The following is a 19349-nucleotide window of genomic DNA, read 5'->3' as shown; positions in this document are numbered from 1 at the left end:
GGATTTGCAGGATTTAAGGATGCACAGGATGAATGAAATATAAATTTCAGGGATCTCTATATGCCTGAATTAAAAGCCATATATTCATCTGGATTTTAATCCTGTAAATCTCTACTCATCCTGAAAATCCTGATCCCGACCAGAACACATTGCCAAGGGCTGTGCCAAAGTGTAAAATAGCATTCCCAGCCGCTTCCTGCCACTATATTCCTTACACCGCTGTCCAACCATGGACACTTTTTGTTCGGGAGTGGACACTGCGGGCGCACACAATTACCCTAAATTCGCTTAAATTAGACAAGTAATCCTGTGGCACCATATTTTATATATAGGAAGCGGACTCACTTGCAGAACGGATGTGTATGATTCCAAAATGACATTCTCTCAAACACTCATTTAAAATTGACTGTGGAAGAAAAAAAATTAGGGCGCATTCTCGTTATTGATGACAACGAAGACGTGCTTTTCTCCGCTAAGATGCTCCTGCGCCACCACGCCCGGGAAGTCGTGATGGAGAAGAACCCGAAGAAGATCCCGTTCCTGGTCTCCAACGAAGATTTTGACCTGATACTGCTGGACATGAACTTCAGCCAGGACATCACGAGCGGGCAGGAAGGATTTTACTGGCTGAAGGAGATTCTCCGGTACGACCCGTCGGCGGTGGTGGTGATGATTACCGCCTATGGCGATGTGGAGATGGCGGTAAAGGCACTGAAAGAGGGCGCCACGGATTTTGTGCTGAAACCCTGGCAAAATGAGAAGCTGCTGGCTACCTTGTCTGCGGCCTCCAAACTGCGCCATTCCTACAAGGAGGTAAGCCAACTGAAGGAAGTGAACCGCACCCTCACCACGCAACTGAATGCTTCCCAGGACATTATTCAGGGCAATAGCCCTGCCATGCGGCAGCTGTTCTCTATCATCGACAAGGTGGCCCGAACCGATGCGGACATCCTGCTGCTAGGCGAGAACGGCACCGGGAAAGAGGTGATAGCCCGCGCCATCCACCAACGCTCGTCCCGCGCCGACAAGGTGTTTGTGACCGTGGACATGGGCGCCGTGACCGAGTCGCTGTTCGAGAGTGAGCTGTTTGGCCATAAGAAGGGCGCTTTCACCGACGCCAAAGAAGATCGCATCGGGAGGATAGAGGCGGCCGACGGCGGCACGCTTTTCCTGGACGAGATCGGGAACCTGTCGCTGGCGATGCAGGCCAAACTGCTGACGGTGCTGCAGCGCCGCGAGGTGATCCGGGTGGGAACAAACAAGCCTATACCGGTGAACGTGCGCCTCATCAGCGCCACCAACATGCCGCTGAAAGAAATGGTGCAGCGAAACGAATTCCGGCAGGACCTGCTCTACCGCATCAACACCGTGGAGCTGAACCTGCCGCCCCTGCGGGCCCGCCCCGACGACATCCCGGTTTTTGCGGAACACTTCCTGGCCATATATGCAAAGAAATACAGGCAGCACCTCAAGCGGCTGTCAGATTCCGGCCTGGCCCGGCTGCGCCGCTACCACTGGCCCGGCAACGTGCGGGAGTTGCAGCATGCCCTGGAGCGCGCCTCCATCATGAGCGACAACCGGGAACTGCAGGCCGGCGACTTTTTCTTCCTGGCGGAAGCGGAACCCGCGCAACCGGAAGCTTCTACGCTGGACCTGGACGACCTGGAGCGGGAGGCTGTGCAGCGGGCCATGCAAAAGCATGACGGCAACATCTCGAAAGCCGCAAAAGAGCTGGGCCTGTCGCGCGGGGCGCTTTACCGAAGGCTGGAGAAATATGCGCTCTAAACCAATCCACTTCAGGCACTACCGGCTGCAACTGGTGCTGCGCCTCCTGCTGCTCTCGGCTTCCCTATATGGCCTGGCCTGGACTGGCTTTAACCCTGCCTACCGGGGCACCTTCATCGGCCTGGCTGCTTTCATCGTGCTGCAGATAGGGCTGCTGGTGCATTTTCATGAGCGCACCAACCGGCTTTTCCTCCGCTTCCTCCAAGCTATTCAGTATGATGATTTCACGGAGCAGTTCCATAGCAGCGGCGAAGGGAAAACCATGCGCGAGCTGTCGCTGCGGCTGAACGAGGTGATGAAGAAGTTCCGGGAGGTGCGGGCCGAGAAGGAGGCGCACCTGCAGTATTTCGAAGTGATTGTGCAGCACATCGGCATCGGCATCGTCACGTTCAGGCCCGACGGAAGTATCCTGCTGCTGAACAATGCCGCCAAAAAGCTGCTGAAGGTGGGGCAGTTGCACCAGGTGCGGGAACTGGAGGCGGTGAGTCCGGAGCTAGCGCTGGGGCTTCAGCAGCTTGGGAATGGCGAAAAGGTGCTGGTGCCGGTGCGGCAGGGGGCGGCGGAGCAGGCCAACCTGTCGGTGCACGTGATGGAACTCTCGCTGCTGGGCGACCGCATCCGGCTGGCCTCGATCCAGAACATCCAGAGCGAGCTGGAGGAGAAGGAGATGGAGGCCTGGCACAACCTGATAAAAGTGCTGACCCATGAAATCATGAACTCTGTGACACCGATTGCCTCGCTGTCGGCCAGCGCTTACGAGGAGGTGAGCAGTTATACAGACACGGGCGCCGAGGAAGTGACGCTGCTGCGCGAAGAACTGGCAGACATCGGGCAGTGCCTGCAAACCATCAGCCAGCGCTCCGACGGCCTGATCTACTTTGTGAACGACTTCCGCAACCTTACTACCCTATCGGAGCCGCAACTCAGCCGGTTTAATGTCACGGAGCTGTTGCAGGAAATCAAGCTGTTGCTGCGCGGGCAATTCGCCGCGCGCCATATCGCCCTGCAACTGGAGGCGCCGCCCGAGGCGCTGCTGCTCTCTGCCGACAGGGCCATGATAGAGCAGGTCTTGATTAACCTGGTGAAAAATGCGATGGAGGCCGTGCAGGATCAGCCGGAGGGCCAGGTGACGGTGCGCGCCTACCTCGACGAGCGCAGCCGCATCAGCATTGAGGTGAACGACAACGGGCACGGCATGACCACCGAGGCAATGGCGAAAATTTTCATCCCGTTCTTCACCACCAAGAAATCAGGTTCCGGCATCGGCCTGAGCCTGTCGCGCCAGATCATGCGCCTGCACAAAGGCACGGTCTCGGTGCAGTCAGAGCTTGGGAAGGGCACCTCCTTCATCCTGACATTTTAAAGCTGCGGTGCCGCACACAGTTGAGAAGTAAGGGGGGCTATATATAAGCCGGGCCGGAGAAGAGTGCTGCCATAACCTTTACAACTGAACTTACTTATAAGGGAGAGCACAGAAAGGAAATATAGCATGAGCAGGAAAGAGCAGGAAGTGGTCGTGCGGGTGAGCGCGGACAGCAGCGCGCCGCTGGTCGCCAACATCAGGATGGGCACCGAAACGGCGACGGTGGATGAAACAGGCATTCTGGAGGGCAATAAAACCGGCCCGGACCCCTACGACTACATCCTGAGCGCCCTGGGCTCCTGCACCGTCATCACGCTGCACATGTACGCGCAGCGCAAAGGCTGGCCGCTGGAGCGGGCCGAGGTAAGTCTCCGTCACACCCGCGTACACCCCGATGACTGCGCGCACTGCGAGGACGAGGCGGCGAAGCTGTCCCGGATAACCAAGCACCTGCACCTTACCGGCGACCTGACAGAAGAGCAGCGGAAGCGCCTTAAAATTATCTCCTCCAAGTGCCCGGTGCAGAAAACGCTGGAGGCGGGCATAACCATCGTTACAGAGCTGGAGGATATATAGACTGGGACGGGAGTTTATGTATGGCTGCGTTTTCTGTAGCACCACTATTTCTTCTCCACACACTTTGCATTACGCTCGCTTCGCCGGAAGCCATATATAACCTTCTGTTTTAGTGCCTCCAGTGGCCGCAGCAGGTGAAATAATTCAAATTCGCTACCTTCGTTCAGACGAAGCTGGCTAACTGCTACAAAAGCGGCCCTACCTAATTTCTGATGTTGAGAAAATTGACTTACACCTACCTGATTGCCGCGCTGCTGGCATACGGTCTTGTCTCCTGCGTGCCCATCGAGCAGCAGGGGCAAAGCGGCGGCACGGGCAGTACTGCCTCCGCGCTGCGCTACGAGGATTATATATATGACGAGAGCATCGCCTCGGTGCAGGCGTACCTGGCTACCGGCCAGGAGGATGAAGTGCTGAACCCGGCGGTGGTATCGCTTAGCCAGGAGCGGCCCATTGTGCTGGAGTTCGACCGCCTGAACGCCCAGCAGCAGCGCCTGCTGGTGAAAATCCGCCACTGCAACGCCGACTGGACGCCCTCCTCCCTGAACGACACGCAGTTCCTGTACGACTTCAACGAGTTTATCATCACCGACGCGCAGATTTCGGTGAACACCCGCATCCCCTATGTACACTACACCTTTGCCATGCCGCGCGTGCGCCTCAGCGGCAACTATCTGCTGGTGGTGCAGGAGGAGGGCGGCAACACTTTGCTGACGCAACGCGCCATGGTGTACCAGGACGGCGTGGCGGTGACGGCGAAACTGGGCGCGCCGCTTGGCCCCGGAGGCCGTGAGACGCGGCAGCCCATAGAGTTTAACGTGATGCACCCCGACTACGAACTGGTGAACCCGGCGATGGAGGTGAAGGCGGTGCTGCGGCAAAACTACCGCTGGGACAATGCCAAAGTTATCCCGAAGCCCACTTTTGTGCATGGCGCGCAACGGCGGCTGGAGTACGTGTTTTTCGAGCCGAAAGAGCTGTTTAAAGGGTTGAGCGAGTTCAGGGCCTTTGACACGCGCAGCCTCACCTTCCGCAGCATCGGGGTGCAGAACATCAACCTGGAGGCTAGTCCCGTGGAGGTGAACCTGATACCGGATAAAAGCCGACAGGCGGTAGCATACACGCAGGACCCGGACGTAAATGGCATGCGGATTTTCGGTAACAAGCAGTATGGCAGCGGCGATATAAACGGCGACTATACCTGGGTGGACTTTGAGCTGTACACGGGCAGCAAAGCCCCGGGCGAGGTATATATCATGGGTGAGCTGACGGACTGGACGAGGCAGGACGAGGCCCGCCTGCAGTTTGATACAGAGCGCGGCGTGTACTCCGGGCGCCTGCTGCTGAAGCAGGGCTACTACAACTATTATTATGCCCTGAAGCCTGACGCCGCCGCCGCGCCGGATGCCAGTTATTTTGAAGGCAGCCACTTCGAAACCGACAACATCTACGACATCCTGATTTACTACCGCCCTCCCGGCGCCAGGGCCGACCTGCTGATAGGTTACGAAAGGCTGTTCTTTAACCGTAACTAGGCGAAAGCGTAGCAGGTATAGCGGTGGCTTCCCTATATAAGGGAGAGGCCTGCAGTTATATATGCTGCAGGCCCCTTTTTAGATATAGCTGGCCGCGTTTCTACACGTTAAAGCGGAAGTGCATGATGTCACCGTCCTTCACCACGTAGTCTTTTCCTTCCACGGCCATCTTTCCGGCTTCCTTTATTTTGGCTTCCGTCTTGTATTCCTGGTAATCGGGCAGTTTGATGACCTCGGCCCGGATAAAGCCTTTCTCAAAGTCGGAGTGGATGACGCCAGCCGCCTGCGGGGCTTTCCAGCCGCGGCCGATTGTCCAGGCGCGCACTTCCTTTACGCCGGCGGTAAAGTACGTAATGAGGTTCAGCAGCTCGTAAGAGGCCCTGATCAGCTTGTTCAGCCCGGACTCCTTCAGCCCGTACTCCGCCAGGAACATTTCTTTCTCCTCCGGATCCGTCAGCTCCGCGATCTGCGCTTCGATGGAGGCCGAGATGAGCACCACCTGCGCGTTCTCGTTCTTCACGTGCTCGCGCAGCGCCTCTGAGAATTTGTTGCCGTTCAGCATCGAGTCCTCGTCTACGTTGGCGGCATATATAACCGGCTTGTAGGTCAGCAGCTTCAGGTCGTCCACGGCCTCTTTGTCCTCTTCGGTGGCATCCAGGCTGCGGGCGTTCAGGCCGGCCTCCAGGTGCGCCTTGTATTTCTCCAGGCTGGCCAGCTCTTTCTTCGCTTTCGCGTCGCCGGACTTGGCGGCGCGCACCACCTTCTGTATCTTCTTGTCAACAGAGTCCAGGTCTTTCAGCTGCAGTTCGGCGTCGATGATCTCTTTGTCGGAGACAGGGTCCACTTTCCCGTCAACGTGCACAATGTTGGGGTCTTCGAAGCAGCGCACCACATGGATGATGGCGTCCACCTCGCGGATGTTGGCCAGGAACTTGTTGCCCAGCCCCTCGCCCTTGCTGGCACCTTTCACCAGACCGGCAATGTCCACGAACTCAATCACGGTGGGCAGCACGCGTTCGGGATGCACCAGTTCCTCCAGTATCTGCAGGCGCTCGTCCGGCACGGTGATCACCCCCACGTTGGGCTCAATCGTACAGAAAGGATAGTTGGCAGATTCTGCCTTGGCATTAGAAATAGCGTTGAACAAAGTAGACTTGCCCACATTCGGCAGTCCGACAATTCCGCATCTGAGTCCCATTAGAATTATTGTTTTAAATCAGGGCGCAAATATACGAAAATTTAGCGGCCCTGCAGGCGCGGGGGGGAGGGGAGGCGATAAAAATGAGGAAACCCATGGCAGCGCCATGGGTTCGGTTGTTTTATTGCGGGTGTGGGTGGGATGTTACTCCCACTTCAGGTCGTTCTCGAAAGAAGGAGCGGTGTCGGCGGTTTCCACCGTTTCGGCAACAGGGGCCTCCAGGGCAGCCAGGGCTTCTTCTGTCAAAAGCTCGGATTTAACGTGGTCAATTGTTCCCTGCAGCGCTTCCATGAACTTCACGAAATCCTCTTTGTACAGGAAAATCTTATGTTTCTCGTATGAAAAATTGTCCTCGTTAAACTTGCGCTTACTTTCCGTAATGGTCACGTAATAGTCATTTGAACGAGTCGACTTCACATCAAAGAAATACGTTCTTTTCCCGGCTCTCACTCTCTGGGAATAAATTTCTGCTTTTTCGTTGTTCTCTTCCACCGTTTTAAACGTTAAATTCAACTTTGTGAACCTAAAAGTAACATATATATCCGATATATAAAAATCCTCGAATTTAAAATTTAAGATAATTTTTTCCCGTTATATTTGCAGTTGCACCAACTTGATTCCTGTGAATATATGTTCTATCCTATTCCTGGCCCTGTTTTCCTTCTTTAACAACACCGCACCCTACACTGCAGAGGGACAGGCTACTTACTATGCCGACCGTATGGAGGGGCGCGCCACCGCCAGCGGCGAGCGCTACGACAAGAGCCTGTATACAGCGGCGCATGCCACCCTTCCCTTCGGCACCCGGCTGTTGGTGCGCAACCTGAAGAACAATAAAACGGTGGAGGTGCGGGTGAACGACCGCCAAGCCCGCCACCGCCTCCACATCATTGATCTGTCGCGGGCCGCCGCCGAAACCATCGATATGGTCCGGGCCGGCAAGGCCTCCGTGCGGCTTGAGGAGGTGAAAAACGAAGAGACGGAGCAACAAGCGCAGCCAAATCCCGTTTCAGAAACGGGATCTGCCAACTAATCACACCCGCCCGCTACATGAAAACACCCCTCACCCTAGCCGATGTTCAGAAGTTCAGGAACATGGAGTTTCTGGCAAAGCAGCTGGTAGAGGGGTTCATCACGGGGCTGCACCAGTCGCCCTACCACGGCTTTTCGGTAGAGTTTTCGGAGCACCGGCTCTACAACAGCGGCGAGAGCACCCGCCACATCGACTGGAAAGTGTTTGCCCGCACTGATAAGCTGTTCGTGAAGCGCTACGAGGAGGAGACCAACCTGCGCTGCCATATGCTGCTGGACGTATCGCCGTCGATGTATTACCCTACCGATAACCTCGGCAAAATCACCTTTTCCGCCCTCTGTGCGGCGGCACTTGCCACGCTGCTCCGCAAGCAGCGCGACGCGGTGGGACTGGTCACATTCTCTGATAAAATCGAGCTGCAGACGCCGGTCCGCTCCACGGGCTCGCATCTGCACACGCTGCTGCTGCTGCTGCAAAGGCAACTGGAGCAGCAGCCCACTTCCCGCGACACGAACGTGGCCGGGGTGGTGCACCAGATCGCGCAGCAGATCCCAAAGCGCTCGCTCGTTATCATCTTCAGCGACATGCTGAGCCGGCAGGACGACCTGGAGGAGATTTTCGCCTCGCTCCAGCACCTGAGGCACCAGAACCACGAGGTGCTCATTTTTCATGTGATGGACAAAAAAACGGAGGAGGAGTTTGACTTCGCTGAGCGGCCTTACGTGTTCGTGGACATGGAAACGGGGCAGGAGCTGAAGCTGCAGCCTTCGCAGGTGCGGGAGCACTACCGCGCCGCCGTCGAAAGCTACAAACGCGAGCTGGAGCTGAAATGCGGGCAGTACCGGATAGATTTCGTGCCGGTGGACATCAGCGAGCCATTCGACAAGGTGCTGTACGCCTACCTCGTAAAGCGGGGCAAGGTGCGCTAAGAACTGTTATTTTTCCGGATGCGCTGCAATGCCCGGACTGCCCAGTTACAAACCCCAATGCTATATATGGATTATGTGTAGGCGGGCATCTCACGTGATGCTGGGCGCAACACCTGCATTATGTACCGGGTACTCTCAGCCACTCCACACCTTTTCTCCTTCGGGTTGTGACGCTTTCCGCAAATACTCAACATTAATACCTCTCTTGGGACTACGCTGAGTCGGATTAATCAAAAGTCGTTTAACGGGCCTGAGTTGCTGGGTCTGATGGATAGCAGGCTTTTCAGGCAGGAAAGCGTAGGCAACGAGAACGGCCATTAGATTAGTCGGCCAAGTTTGCAAAGGGCCGGAAGAATAAAAGTGAGGCCGGTGCAGGGGCATAAAAAAACCATTCCTGGTGATGCCCCATGGGAGGGCGCCGGAAATGGCTTGTACTTTGGCTAAAGTGACGGGTTGTTGTTATAGAATAAAAAAGAAAAATTATTCAATCCATCTGGTGCGGCGCTGCCGGGCCGGGGCTTCTGCCTGGGCCATCTGCTGGAGGCGGATGCTGTCTTTCGGGTGCCGCACAAGCTGCTGCGCGTAACCATTCATATGCTCCAGGATAGCTCCTTTTAGTTTCCAGCCCTGTGGTATATATCCTGCTACTTCTGATGCAAGCCCCTCTAATGTGGGGGCGGTAATGATGTTGTATTCCATACTGTTAATCTTAACGAATAACCAAATATATGGAATTACAACATAAAGTGTATGCCGCAGGTACGATAAAATTTATATTTAGGTTACATATGATGATAATTTTATATATAAGGCTATTACATTGAAAATATTGCAACTAGTTAGTGTAAAATGAATTGATTTATTAATTTATACCTCAATAAAATTTAAACTTGATTTTATATCACCTTCACAATAGGCCCTATATTAAAATATGTTCTGAAAGAAATGCAAAAGCACTGGAAAGGTGCTGTATCACACTGCTTATTTTTTAGGCTGCAGCTTAATCAAGAAATCGGTATGATTGTCGCCGGAAGTTAGGGAGAAATCAAAACCGTGGTTCACCAGTATGTCGCGCACCATCGTCAGGCCGATGCCCTGGCCGTTGCTCTTGGTGGTGTAGAAGGGCGTGAACAGGTGGGGCAGCACATCAGAAGGTATGCCGGTGCCGTTATCGGATATGGTAAGGTGAGGCGGGTGCAGCGAGGTAGCTATTGTTATGGCTCCGGCTGAGCCGATGGCCTCCATCGCGTTTTTCAGAATGTTCAGCAGCACCTGCTCCATCTGTTGTGCATCCAGTGGCACTACCAGCGGTTGCGGGGCCAGTTGCCACTGCAGGCATATATGGCGGCGCTGCAGTTCGGGCTGCAGCAGGCGGTGGAGGCGGTGAAGCAGTTCATGCAGGTCGGTTGGTTCTTTCTGTGGCTGCGGCAGGCGCACCACGTCGGCAAAATTCGCCATAAAGCGGCTCAGGCTGATGTTTCGTTCTGTCGCTACCTGCAGCACATGCTCGAAGTCCTCCCGGTCGTCAGGGCGCAGCTGCGGCGTGTAGTGCTGCAGCGAGCCAAGTATCGAGTTAATGGCCCCCGTTGTGTTGTTCACCTCGTGCGACATCACCCGGATGACCTTTTCATATGCCTGCCGCTCGTTCTTCAGAATCGCCTCCGTCAGTTCCTCAATCAACAGAAAATAGTGCTGAAAGCCACGGTCCAGGAAGTGGGCGCGGTGGCAGCGGTAGGTCCAGGTGCCGTGGATGCGAAACGTGGTGGATTGCCCGGTGGCAAGATTTTCCAAAGGCCTGGCCCATGCCTCCGGTAACTGGCTGATGTGCTTGCCCGCCAGCGCTGTCGTGCTTTGCCCCAGAAACCGCTCAGCCGCCGGGTTCACGCTCTCCACCTGGTTGTCGAAACCCAGCAGAATAATGCCGGCAGGGGAGGCCTGAATCAGTTTCTCGAGCAGGAAGTGCTTCTCCGCCTGCCCCACGCGCTCGCGCCGCAGCTGGTCTATCATGCGGTTATATACATTCACGAGCTCATCCAGGTCCTGCTGGCCCACGGCCATGAACTTGGTGGAGAAGTCCTTGTCGCGGATGGATTCGATGCCCGCCCGGATAAGCGCGAGCGGCTTGAAAAAGGAACGGTAAAGTTGGAAGGTGACGTATACCGAGCCGAGAATGAGCAGCTCCATCCCCAGGAAAAAATATTTGTTCTGCTGCAGCAGGAACCACGCCAGCACCACCAGCAGGCCGTGTATGCCCACGGCGAAGAAGACGAACTTAGTCCGCAGGGTCATAAGGGATGCTGAATTTGTCGAGGCGGCGGTAAAGGGCGGCACGGCTTAGCCCCAGTGCCTTGGCTACCTTGCTGATGTTGTTGTGGTAAAAGCCCATCGACTTCCGGATCATGGAAGCCTCCATCTCATCCAGCGTCATGGTACCCACCGCAGGCAGCGCTTTGTCGCCCGGTTTGACAGGCCCCTGCTGCGCCTGCGCCTGGAAGTCTTCCGCCGCCAGCACTTCGCTTTCAGCTACCAGCACCGTGCGCTCCACCAGGTTCTTCAACTCCCGGATATTGCCCGGCAGCGCGAGCTCTTTCAGCCACTGCAGTGCCCGCTGGCTTACCCGCAGTTCCGGGCGGTGGTAAACTTTTTTCAGGTTGTCCACGAAGTACTGCACCAGCAGCGGAATGTCGTCCGGGCGCTCCCGCAGCGAAGGCAGCTTCACTTTAATCAGGTTGATGCGGTAAAACAGGTCTTCCCTGAATTTGCCCTCCTCCACGAGCTGCTCCAGGTTTCGGTTGGTGGCGCACACCACCCGGATGTCAAGCTTCCGGGATTTGCTGTCGCCGAGCACTTCATACGTCCGGTCCTGCAGCACGCGCAGCAGCTTTACCTGGCTGCCCATATCCAGTTCCCCGATCTCATCCAGAAAAATGGTGCCCTTGTTGGCCAGTTCGAAACGCCCTATGCGGTCAGCCTTGGCATCGGTGAACGCGCCGCGCCTGTGCCCGAACATTTCGCTTTCAAACAGTGAGGAGGAGATGCCGCCGAGATTCACTTTCATAAAGGGCTGGCTTTTGCGGCCGCTGTTCCGGTGTACGGCCTCCGCAATCAGCTCCTTGCCGGTGCCGCTTTCACCTTCAATCAGCACGGAGGCGTCGGTGGGGGCAATCTGGCCAATCTTCTTGAGTAACTTCAGCAGCTCCTGGTTCTGGCCCACGATGAAGCCCAGGTCGTACTGCTGGTCCAGTTTTTTGCGCGTCAGCGCCTCCTCGGTGCCGCCGCTTTGCTGCGACAGGCTGAGGGTCGTCCGCACCGCCTGCAGCAGATAGTCGTTGCTCCAGGGCTTGGTGATGAAATCGGCGGCGCCCAGGCGCATGCCCTCCACAGCCAGGTTGATGGAGCCCCAGCCAGTGATGAGAATGACGGGCACCTGCGGCATCCGTTGCTTGAACTGCCCCAGCAGTCGCAGCCCGTCGTGGCCGGTGGTGTCGATGGAGAAGTTCATATCCATAATCACCAGCTGAAATGCGTGCTGCTGCGCCAACTGAAGCGCCTCTTTGGGCGAGGCCGCCTGCTGGGTTTTATAGCCGCTCTGCTTCATCAGCAGGCTCAGCGAAGCGCGCACGGCCACATCATCATCTATAATCAGAATCATGTGATGGTCTTGTTTCAAGCTGTTGGTTTGGAGATATAAAGATAATGTATTTCAGTTATATATAGCCACTTACTCCTCGTGCAGCGCGGTGGCCGGATGGATGGCGGCCGCCTGCCTGCTGGGGTAGAGGGCACAGCAGGACACGAGTATATATATAAGCGTGATGGCGCTGAGAATAGCGAGCACATATATATCGGTGGAGAGACTGAACACGCCCAGCAGCAGGAACTGCCCGGCAAAGAAACAGCCCAGCAGCAGCCCGAAGGAAGTAATGACAAACACCTCGCCCAGGAACTGCTTATATATCTGCCCGGCCGTAGCGCCCATCGCCCGCCGCAGGCCAATCTCGGCGTAGCGCTTGTTGATGTTGTACCACAGCACCCCGAACAGACCCAGCGCCACGTTGAATATCAGGAAGCCGCACACCAGCCCCAGCGCTATCATCGGCACCAGCGTGAGCTTGGCTTTGCCCTGGCGCATTTTCTCCAGCGTTGCCACTTCCAGCGTCCAGTCCTTCGCGATGCCGGAAAGCTCCTTCACCATCTTCTCCTCAAAGGCCACGCCTGTGCCCGGCTTCACGCGGAGCAGGAGGCTGCTCCACAGGCGGTCCTTGTTTTTGCTGAGGTTGATACGGGTGAAGAAAGCAGGCTCATCGGCATTGTACTCGCTGTAAGCCCGGAAGTAATCCACCACGCCCACCACCAGGTAGTTTGTCGAGTCGTTGACGGGAATCAGCTTGCCGACAGCCTCTTCCTCCCCGAACAGCTTCTCCTTCAGCATGCCGTTGATGACAACCGGCTCATGGCGGGAGGCGTCATCCTGCGGACCAAACCACCGGCCCTCCCGCACCTCCAGCTGCATCACGTCTTTGAAATCGTCCTGCACCTCATAAAAGTTTGCCAGCAAATCTTTCGTTTTGCCATAAGAAAGGCTGGTGTTCATCATGCTGAAGGCAAAGGGGGTGTTGGAACTGGAGAGCGAGGCACTTTCCACCTCTCCAAAGTCCCGTATCCGGCGCAGCAGTTGCTCCTGCACCTGCACATTCAGGGCGGTGGAGTCGGAGTTGGGGCGGGGCGAGAGCTGCCATACGTTGTCATAATTGAAGCCCAGCGGCTTGGCGTAGTTGCTGTAGTTATATATCACCAGGCTCAGCACTGCGAACAGCACCATGAACGAAACGAATATCTCGGTGATGAGCAGGAAGTTGCTCTTCCTGCGGTTCCAGATGAGTTTGAAGAGATGGCGTATCATTTTGAACCTCCTTTCAGTGCCTCCACGGCGTGTAAACGTGACATTTTAAAAGCCGGGTACACCCCGGAAATCAGCCCGAACACCAGGCAGAGCAGCAGCCCCCAGCCAAACACCCGCAGGTTGAGGCCCAGGTCGGCGTACGTGATGATGCCGCTGTCGTTGATGAGCGCGAGCACCGCCGCCGACAGCGCAAAGCCCAGCAGCCCGCCCAGCAGCGTCAGGAAAATATTCTCGACGATGAACTGGCCGATAATGGTGGAGGAGGAGGCGCCAAAGGCTTTCCGCACTCCAATCTCGGAGGAGCGCTCCATGATGCGGCTAATGTTGATGTTGACCAGGTTGATGGTGGGCAGCAGCATGAACAGCAGCGTGATGCCCGCCAGTATGCCATATAAGAGCCCCACCTTATCTTCGTGGCCATTGCCCAAAAAGGTACGGGCGAAGCTCTCCAGCACGGACTCGGCGTAAGAGTGGAGGGCTTTGACCTCTTTTGGGTTCTGAATCGGCACCTGCTGCATCATGCGGGCGTATTCTTCTTTTATAGCGGGTATATCGGAGGCCTTGCGTGCCTTGATGGTGGCAAAATACTCACCGTGCATCCCGTTGTTCTTAAAGTCCCTGCTGCGCAGTGTGATGGGCACCCAAACGTCGGCATAGGAGTGCAGGCGAAGCACGGTCACGTCTTCCACCACGCCTATCACCCGGTACTTCACCTGATCCACTTCAATTTCCTGACCTACGGCCTCGCCCGTGCCAAAGTACTGCTTCCGGGTGCTCTCGTTGATGACGGCCACGCGGCTGGCATTTTCCACCTCCTGCTTTCCAAAGGGTTTCCCCTCCAGAAAGTTGAAGTCCAGAATCTCCCAGAATGCGGCATCCGCGAACTTAAGGTCGAGGGCCAGTTTTCGGTTGTCCACGTAGCTGTTGACAGTCACGTACACGGAGTTAATGGATACCTGTTCGGGCGTTTCCAGCGGGCGCACATAACGGTTGAGGAAGTAGTAGCTCGGTGGGCCGCTTTGGGTGCCTTGTTCCAGCTCTGAGCGCATCATGTTTACAAAAAGCAGCTTGTCCGTTTCCCGCTCCGGCATCTGCGGGCCGAAGGCGTGGTCGAAGAGCGAGGTAGCCACCATCAGCACCATCAGGGTGAAGCTGATGCCGAAGAGGCTGATGAAGGTGAAGAACTTGCGCCGCAAGAGCACCTTCCACGCGATTTTAAGATAGTTCCTGAGCATGGCTTTAGGCTTTCTGGAAATCGAACAATTTGGAGTCGGACACCTGCTGCCCGTCGAAGAAACGCACCAGGCGCTCTGTTTTCAGGGCCATGTTCTCGTCGTGGGTCACCATCACGATGGTGGTGCCTTCCAGACGGTTCAGGTCGAGGAGGATTTGCATGATTTCCTCGCCCATCACCGAGTCGAGGTTGCCTGTCGGTTCGTCGGCCAGTATAATTTCAGGCATGCCAATCAGGGCGCGGGCGATGGCCACCCGCTGGCGCTGCCCGCCGGAAAGCTGGTTCGGGTAGTGGCCGGTGCGGGAACTGAGGCCGACTTTCTCCAAGGCGACCTGTGCCCGCTTGCGGCGCTCCGAGCCGGAAACGGAACTGCGGTAGAGGAGGGGCAGCTCCACGTTGTCCAGCACGCTGAGGTCGTTTATCAGGTGGTAGCTCTGGAACACGAATCCGATCTTCTCATTTCGGATATGCGCCAGCTCCTTGTCCTTGTAGGAGCGGATGGGCTGCCCGCCGATCTCCACGGTGCCGCTGCTGGGCGCGTCCAGCAGGCCCATGATGTTGAGCAGCGTGCTTTTGCCGCAGCCGGACGGCCCCATGATGGACAGGAACTCCCCCCTCGGAACGCTCAGGTTCACGTGCTGCAGCGCCACCGTCTCGATAGACTTCGTCTGGTAGACTTTTTCGATATTTGTTAGCGTAATCATAGTTTTATCTCCTTCGTTCTTATACATCTTTTTAATTGCTGGTTGTTGATTGCTGATTTTTAAATAGTTGCATTGTTTAATTGTTGGTTCACAGTACCGAGTCCAACCACCCCTGCCCCTCCTTATCCAAGGAGGGGAGTCTTTCTTACTCCTTCTCCTTTCTTTCACACCTCAAGCGCCTATTTATATATGGATGTATCTGCTAACTACATTTATAGCTATATCTTTAACTATAGTCTTCAAAGTTTGAGGATGCATCAGTAGACTCCCCTCCTTGGATAAGGAGGGGCAGGGGTGGTTGGATATAGCAATGCTTGACGCAGGTAAGTTTCCATCTGCGTTGCAACTCTGAGGGGCAGCGTTACAATCAGGTTTTTCATAGGGATAGGCTTTAGGTTTATATATGGTTTCTGTTCCAAGTCTTCCTTTCTATATAACAAACTCTATTCTTCTGCCTTAGTGGCCAGCACTTCCTGTTTCTCGAAATCGTAGAGTGTCAGCTGGCGCAGGCCGTAATAGGCATCCCAGAACCCGCTGAGCGAGGCGATATAGGCCCGTCGCGCCTGGTCTTTCTCTGCCAGGGCAATGTTCAGGTCCGTGATGCTGATGCGGCCGATCAGGTACATGCTCTTCGCTATTTCGTAGCGCTCCTGTGCGATGGCGTCGGCTTCGGAAGTGGCCCTGATGCGGTTTTTGAGGGTGTTGTACTGGTTCACCTGCGTGATGACCGCCTGTTCAAAGCTGGCCTCTTCCTGGGCTACCGTGTGCTGCACCAGCTTCTGGTTTAGCTCCGCCACTTTGTAGTCGGCGCGCTGGCGGCCCCAGTCCAGCAGCGGCATACTGAACCCAATCTGCGCGCGTTGCTGGTTGTCGGGCTGCTCATAGATGTCGCGCCATTTCTCGCCGCGGTTGGTGAGGCCGAAGGTGGCGTACACACTGGCGTTAAAGCCGTTGTCTCCTTTGGCTTTGGCCACACCGCTCTCGGCCTCCAGCAGGCGGCGCTGGAAGTTGAGGCTTTCCTTTCTGTTTTTATGCGCCTCCGCCAGGGCAACCACGGGCTGAATATCGGCTTCCGGTACGTCTTCCGGCACCTGCAACTGCAGTTCCAAGCTGTCGCGCAGGCCCACATAGGTCTTGAGGGCAAGCAGGGCCGTTTGCGCGTCCAGCACGGCCTGCGCCTGGTCCAGTCCGGCGTTCAGGACGGCGAGGCGCAACTGCAGCAGGTCGTTTTTGGAGAGGCGGCCCAGCTTGTACTTCTCCTGCGCCACCTGGTACAGCGTGTCGTTGTTGGCCAGGTTCTTGGCCGCGATGCCCTGGTTCACCTGGGCCAGCAGCAGGTCGAAATACAGGCCAGTGGCGGTGACGGCAATCTCCTCCAGGTCCTCCACGTACTGCTTCCGCGACTCCTCGTAGCGCAGCGGCTCGATGCGCTTTGCCCAGCGCAGCTTGTTGTAGGCGAACAGCGGTTGCTCGAAGCCGATGATGGCCGGGTTGCCGTTGTAGCGCGTCTGCGTCCGGTCAAAATCGTCAAAACGCTGCATCAGCGAGGTCACGAAAATGCTGCCGCCCGTCGGGCTGATGACCTGCTGCAGCGTGAGGCCCACCTCTGAGAAATTGTTGGTCACCGGCTTGAACTCCAGGGTTCCGTCTGGCTGCGTTACGGGGTTGAAGGTGCGGCTGAAGTCGGGGAGGATGCCCTCTACGCTCAGTTGCGGCTTATAGCCCGCCTTAAAGCTGCGCCACTCCCAGTAGCTGGTCTCACGCGTGGTTTCCACCTGCTTTGCCACCGCCGACTGCTCCTGCGCCAGCGCTATCACCTCCTGCAGGCTCAGCTGGCGCAGGGCTGGCTGGCCAAAACTAAGCGCAGGCGACAGGGACAGCCACAGCAAACAATATGTAAAAAGGCTTTTCATGGTTTTAGTTATTATCCGTATCACGTAGCATGATATAGGCCAAGTGTGTTTTCATAGGTTGGAAAGGCAGCCATATATAAATCGTGATACTTGTTTCGTGCTACGTGATACGTAAGGCTTACTTGAGCTTGATTTTCTCTAGGTGCTCGTAATCTTTTATCGAGGAAATCACCACCTCATCGCCGGGCTGCACGCCGCTTTCCAACTCCACATAATCCACGTTGCTGGCGCCTATATCCGCCGATGTCCGAACCAGCTCATCGCCCTGCACTATATAGACCTTATCGCTGTTGCTCGCACTGTTGAAGTAGGGGCCGTTCTTTACGCGGAGAGTATTGGGTTTGGTGGCCGTGGTCACGTACACATCCACGCGCAGGTTGGGGCGAAGCAGCGTGTGGGCGTTGTCCTGCAGGGCCACGTAAAAGGTGACGGTACCGTTGGTGACGGTGGGTTCTACAGCGGCAATAGTGCCTTTCAGGTTGGTGTCGTTGATGCGCACGGTGGCCTCACCGCCCGTCTGCAGCTGGTCGGCGAATGCATCCGACACCGCCGCTTTCACTTTAAAGCTGCTCAGGTCGGCGAGGCGCACGATGACGTCACCGGCGTTCACTGTGCTGCCTATTTCGTCCTTTACCCAGGTCACCACGCCCCGGTGCGTGGCCCGTACCTCGGCCTGCTGCATCTTGCGCCCCAGTTCCTCGATGGAGCGGCCCTGCATGGCCAGCGTGAAGCCTAGTTCCTGCTCGTCGGCCTGCAGCAGCTGCCGCTCGCTGGCGATGTCGCGTTCCAGTTGGTCCAGTTCCTGCTGCGCGATTTTCAGGTTCAGGTCGGCCTGCTTTACCTGCTCCTGCATGCCGCCGCCTATTTTCAGGAGGTACTGCTCGTCTTCGAGGCGGGCCTGCAGGCTTTTCACGCTCATGCGCTTAATAGCCAGCTGCGACTCCAGGCTGTTCAGCTTTTTCTGCAGCTGCAGCCGGAGCTGCACGCGCTTGTGCTGGTTCATCTCCTGCTCGTCCTTCAGTTTGTCGTAGGCCAGTTGCGTGAACGACCTATCGAGAAGCAGTATCTGATCGCCGGGTTTGACTTCCTCGCCGGAAGTGCGCAGCACCTGCTCCACGCGGGCCTGTATAGGGCTGGTGATGGCCTGCTCGTGCTCCGGCACCACCTCGCCGGTGGCAGTGAGGGTAGCCTCCACCGGTCCCCGCTCCACCACCGCCGTCCGGATTTCGATCCGTTCCAGGGAAGGGGTAATCAGGTTTCTGAAACCGAAGACGGCTGCTGCCACCAGGGCAACGGCTATCCCGATTTGCCAGAGGCGTTTCTGCTTTTGGGCTTGCCTGGTAGTGGCTGAAAGTTCACGATCCATTGTTTTATCTGGTAAGGCTCGTGAGGGTATTGCCAATTTAGATGCCAGTTATATATATGGCTGATATATAATTAGTTATGATATAAAATGCTGGTTTTGAGGCTTCTTAAGGTGTTCAATAGTGAACAGTTTGTTCGGTTTTGGGAGGGGGAGGAAAAATAGCACACTACCTTTGAAAGGTGGTAATTCTTTAGATATATATAAGATCCTTTATATATCTTTGGGTACTTGATTTACATTCATGAGTAGAAGCGGGATTGACCTTGCCCATTGAAGACCATGAAGAATTGAAATAGGTAAGGATTTCCTTAATAAATAACTTCTATATGAATAAATGTTTGTCTCTGGTTATACTTATTGGTTTAATACTGTTGTTTTCTGCTTGTAAAAAAGAAGATGTTATTCCACCACTGGACAAAGAGGTTCGCCTTGTTTTCCCTTTTGATTATTGGTCAACGAACAAAACTGATTTTGATCTCTTACCTGAACCCACCCATTTAATTAAGTTTAAGAAAACAAACTTTAGTGATTTAAGCTCTATCACATTATATGCTTCTATAGCAACTGAGTCTTTAGATAACACTGTCGAAGTGGAATTATTCAATGTCACCGATAATGTTTCAGTAGACAATACTTCTCTGCAAGCCTCTACTAAGATTACAACAATGATAAATTACAAACTCGTCTTTACAGATAATATTCTGAATAAACTCCCAGAGAAAGAAATAGACCTGGCAATTAGGTTAAAAAGCTATAATGGTAAATATGTTTATGTTACATCTGCGTTTCTTTTATTGCAAAGGCATTGAA

The 19349-nt window shown here is 55.3% G+C and carries 17 protein-coding genes; 7 read left to right on the top strand and 10 right to left on the bottom strand.

Annotation, left to right across the window (positions count from 1 at the left end; genetic code table 11):
* Positions 1-408: 408 nt before the first annotated feature.
* The 4 genes from GSQ62_RS02560 (at position 409) to GSQ62_RS02545 (ending at position 5259) form a co-directional block, all read left to right on the top strand.
* On the top strand, positions 409-1785 hold the full coding sequence (locus GSQ62_RS02560; protein WP_161888054.1) for a sigma-54-dependent transcriptional regulator: 1377 nt from the start codon (positions 409-411) through the stop codon (positions 1783-1785).
* Positions 1775-3148 carry a sensor histidine kinase gene (locus tag GSQ62_RS20970; protein WP_262886644.1) on the top strand — a complete coding sequence of 458 codons (1374 nt, stop codon included), beginning with the start codon at positions 1775-1777 and terminating at the stop codon, positions 3146-3148. The genes GSQ62_RS02560 and GSQ62_RS20970 overlap by 11 nt, the downstream gene beginning before the upstream one ends.
* A 126-nt stretch (positions 3149-3274) precedes the next feature.
* Positions 3275-3724, top strand: a complete 450-nt coding sequence (locus tag GSQ62_RS02550; protein ID WP_161888053.1) for an OsmC family protein — start codon at positions 3275-3277, stop codon at positions 3722-3724.
* 212 nt (positions 3725-3936) lie between these two features.
* Positions 3937-5259: a type IX secretion system plug protein gene (locus tag GSQ62_RS02545; protein WP_161888052.1), complete on the top strand. Its 1323-nt coding sequence runs from the start codon at positions 3937-3939 to the stop codon at positions 5257-5259.
* A 100-nt stretch (positions 5260-5359) separates the two neighbouring features.
* Here the strand turns inward: GSQ62_RS02545 and ychF are convergent, their stop codons facing one another.
* The gene (ychF, locus tag GSQ62_RS02540) at positions 5360-6457 is read right to left on the bottom strand and encodes a redox-regulated ATPase YchF (RefSeq protein WP_161888051.1); all 1098 of its coding nucleotides are present in this window, start codon (positions 6455-6457) and stop codon (positions 5360-5362) included.
* 144 nt (positions 6458-6601) lie between these two features.
* Positions 6602-6949 (bottom strand): DUF3276 family protein, encoded by a 348-nt coding sequence (locus GSQ62_RS02535; RefSeq protein ID WP_161888050.1) that lies wholly within the window; start codon positions 6947-6949, stop codon positions 6602-6604.
* Positions 6950-7079: 130 nt separating this feature from the next.
* Here GSQ62_RS02535 and GSQ62_RS02530 point away from each other — a divergent pair, with 130 nt between their 5' ends.
* The gene (locus tag GSQ62_RS02530) at positions 7080-7490 is read left to right on the top strand and encodes a septal ring lytic transglycosylase RlpA family protein (RefSeq protein ID WP_202621827.1); all 411 of its coding nucleotides are present in this window, start codon (positions 7080-7082) and stop codon (positions 7488-7490) included.
* 17 nt (positions 7491-7507) lie between these two features.
* Complete coding sequence (locus tag GSQ62_RS02525; protein WP_161888049.1) at positions 7508-8419, top strand: DUF58 domain-containing protein; 912 nt, start codon at positions 7508-7510, stop codon at positions 8417-8419.
* Positions 8420-8899: 480 nt separating this feature from the next.
* On the opposite strand, the gene GSQ62_RS02520 is transcribed toward GSQ62_RS02525, so the two are convergent.
* From GSQ62_RS02520 to GSQ62_RS02485, 8 genes are all read right to left on the bottom strand, one after another.
* Positions 8900-9118: a hypothetical protein gene (locus GSQ62_RS02520; RefSeq protein WP_161888048.1), complete on the bottom strand. Its 219-nt coding sequence runs from the start codon at positions 9116-9118 to the stop codon at positions 8900-8902.
* A gap of 282 nt (positions 9119-9400) precedes the next feature.
* Positions 9401-10708, bottom strand: a complete 1308-nt coding sequence (locus GSQ62_RS02515; protein ID WP_161888047.1) for a sensor histidine kinase — start codon at positions 10706-10708, stop codon at positions 9401-9403.
* Positions 10692-12071, bottom strand: a complete 1380-nt coding sequence (locus tag GSQ62_RS02510) for a sigma-54-dependent transcriptional regulator (RefSeq protein WP_161888046.1) — start codon at positions 12069-12071, stop codon at positions 10692-10694. Before GSQ62_RS02510 ends, GSQ62_RS02515 begins: the two co-directional genes overlap by 17 nt.
* 69 nt (positions 12072-12140) lie before the next feature.
* Positions 12141-13322 (bottom strand): ABC transporter permease, encoded by a 1182-nt coding sequence (locus GSQ62_RS02505; RefSeq protein ID WP_161888045.1) that lies wholly within the window; start codon positions 13320-13322, stop codon positions 12141-12143.
* On the bottom strand, positions 13319-14557 hold the full coding sequence (locus GSQ62_RS02500) for an ABC transporter permease (RefSeq protein WP_161888044.1): 1239 nt from the start codon (positions 14555-14557) through the stop codon (positions 13319-13321). The genes GSQ62_RS02505 and GSQ62_RS02500 overlap by 4 nt, the downstream gene beginning before the upstream one ends.
* 4 nt (positions 14558-14561) lie before the next feature.
* Positions 14562-15260: an ABC transporter ATP-binding protein gene (locus GSQ62_RS02495; protein ID WP_161888043.1), complete on the bottom strand. Its 699-nt coding sequence runs from the start codon at positions 15258-15260 to the stop codon at positions 14562-14564.
* A gap of 443 nt (positions 15261-15703) precedes the next feature.
* Positions 15704-17173 carry a TolC family protein gene (locus tag GSQ62_RS02490; protein WP_161888042.1) on the bottom strand — a complete coding sequence of 490 codons (1470 nt, stop codon included), beginning with the start codon at positions 17171-17173 and terminating at the stop codon, positions 15704-15706.
* Between the two features lie 118 nt (positions 17174-17291).
* Positions 17292-18539, bottom strand: a complete 1248-nt coding sequence (locus tag GSQ62_RS02485) for an efflux RND transporter periplasmic adaptor subunit (protein WP_161888041.1) — start codon at positions 18537-18539, stop codon at positions 17292-17294.
* A 326-nt stretch (positions 18540-18865) separates the two neighbouring features.
* Here GSQ62_RS02485 and GSQ62_RS02480 point away from each other — a divergent pair, with 326 nt between their 5' ends.
* Positions 18866-19348 (top strand): hypothetical protein, encoded by a 483-nt coding sequence (locus GSQ62_RS02480; protein ID WP_161888040.1) that lies wholly within the window; start codon positions 18866-18868, stop codon positions 19346-19348.
* The last annotated feature ends 1 nt before the right edge of the window (position 19349 follow it).

The sequence above is a fragment of the Pontibacter russatus genome (assembly GCF_009931655.1).
Classification (GTDB): Bacteria; Bacteroidota; Bacteroidia; order Cytophagales; family Hymenobacteraceae; genus Pontibacter; species Pontibacter russatus.
This window is presented reverse-complemented; position numbering and strand designations above follow the sequence as displayed.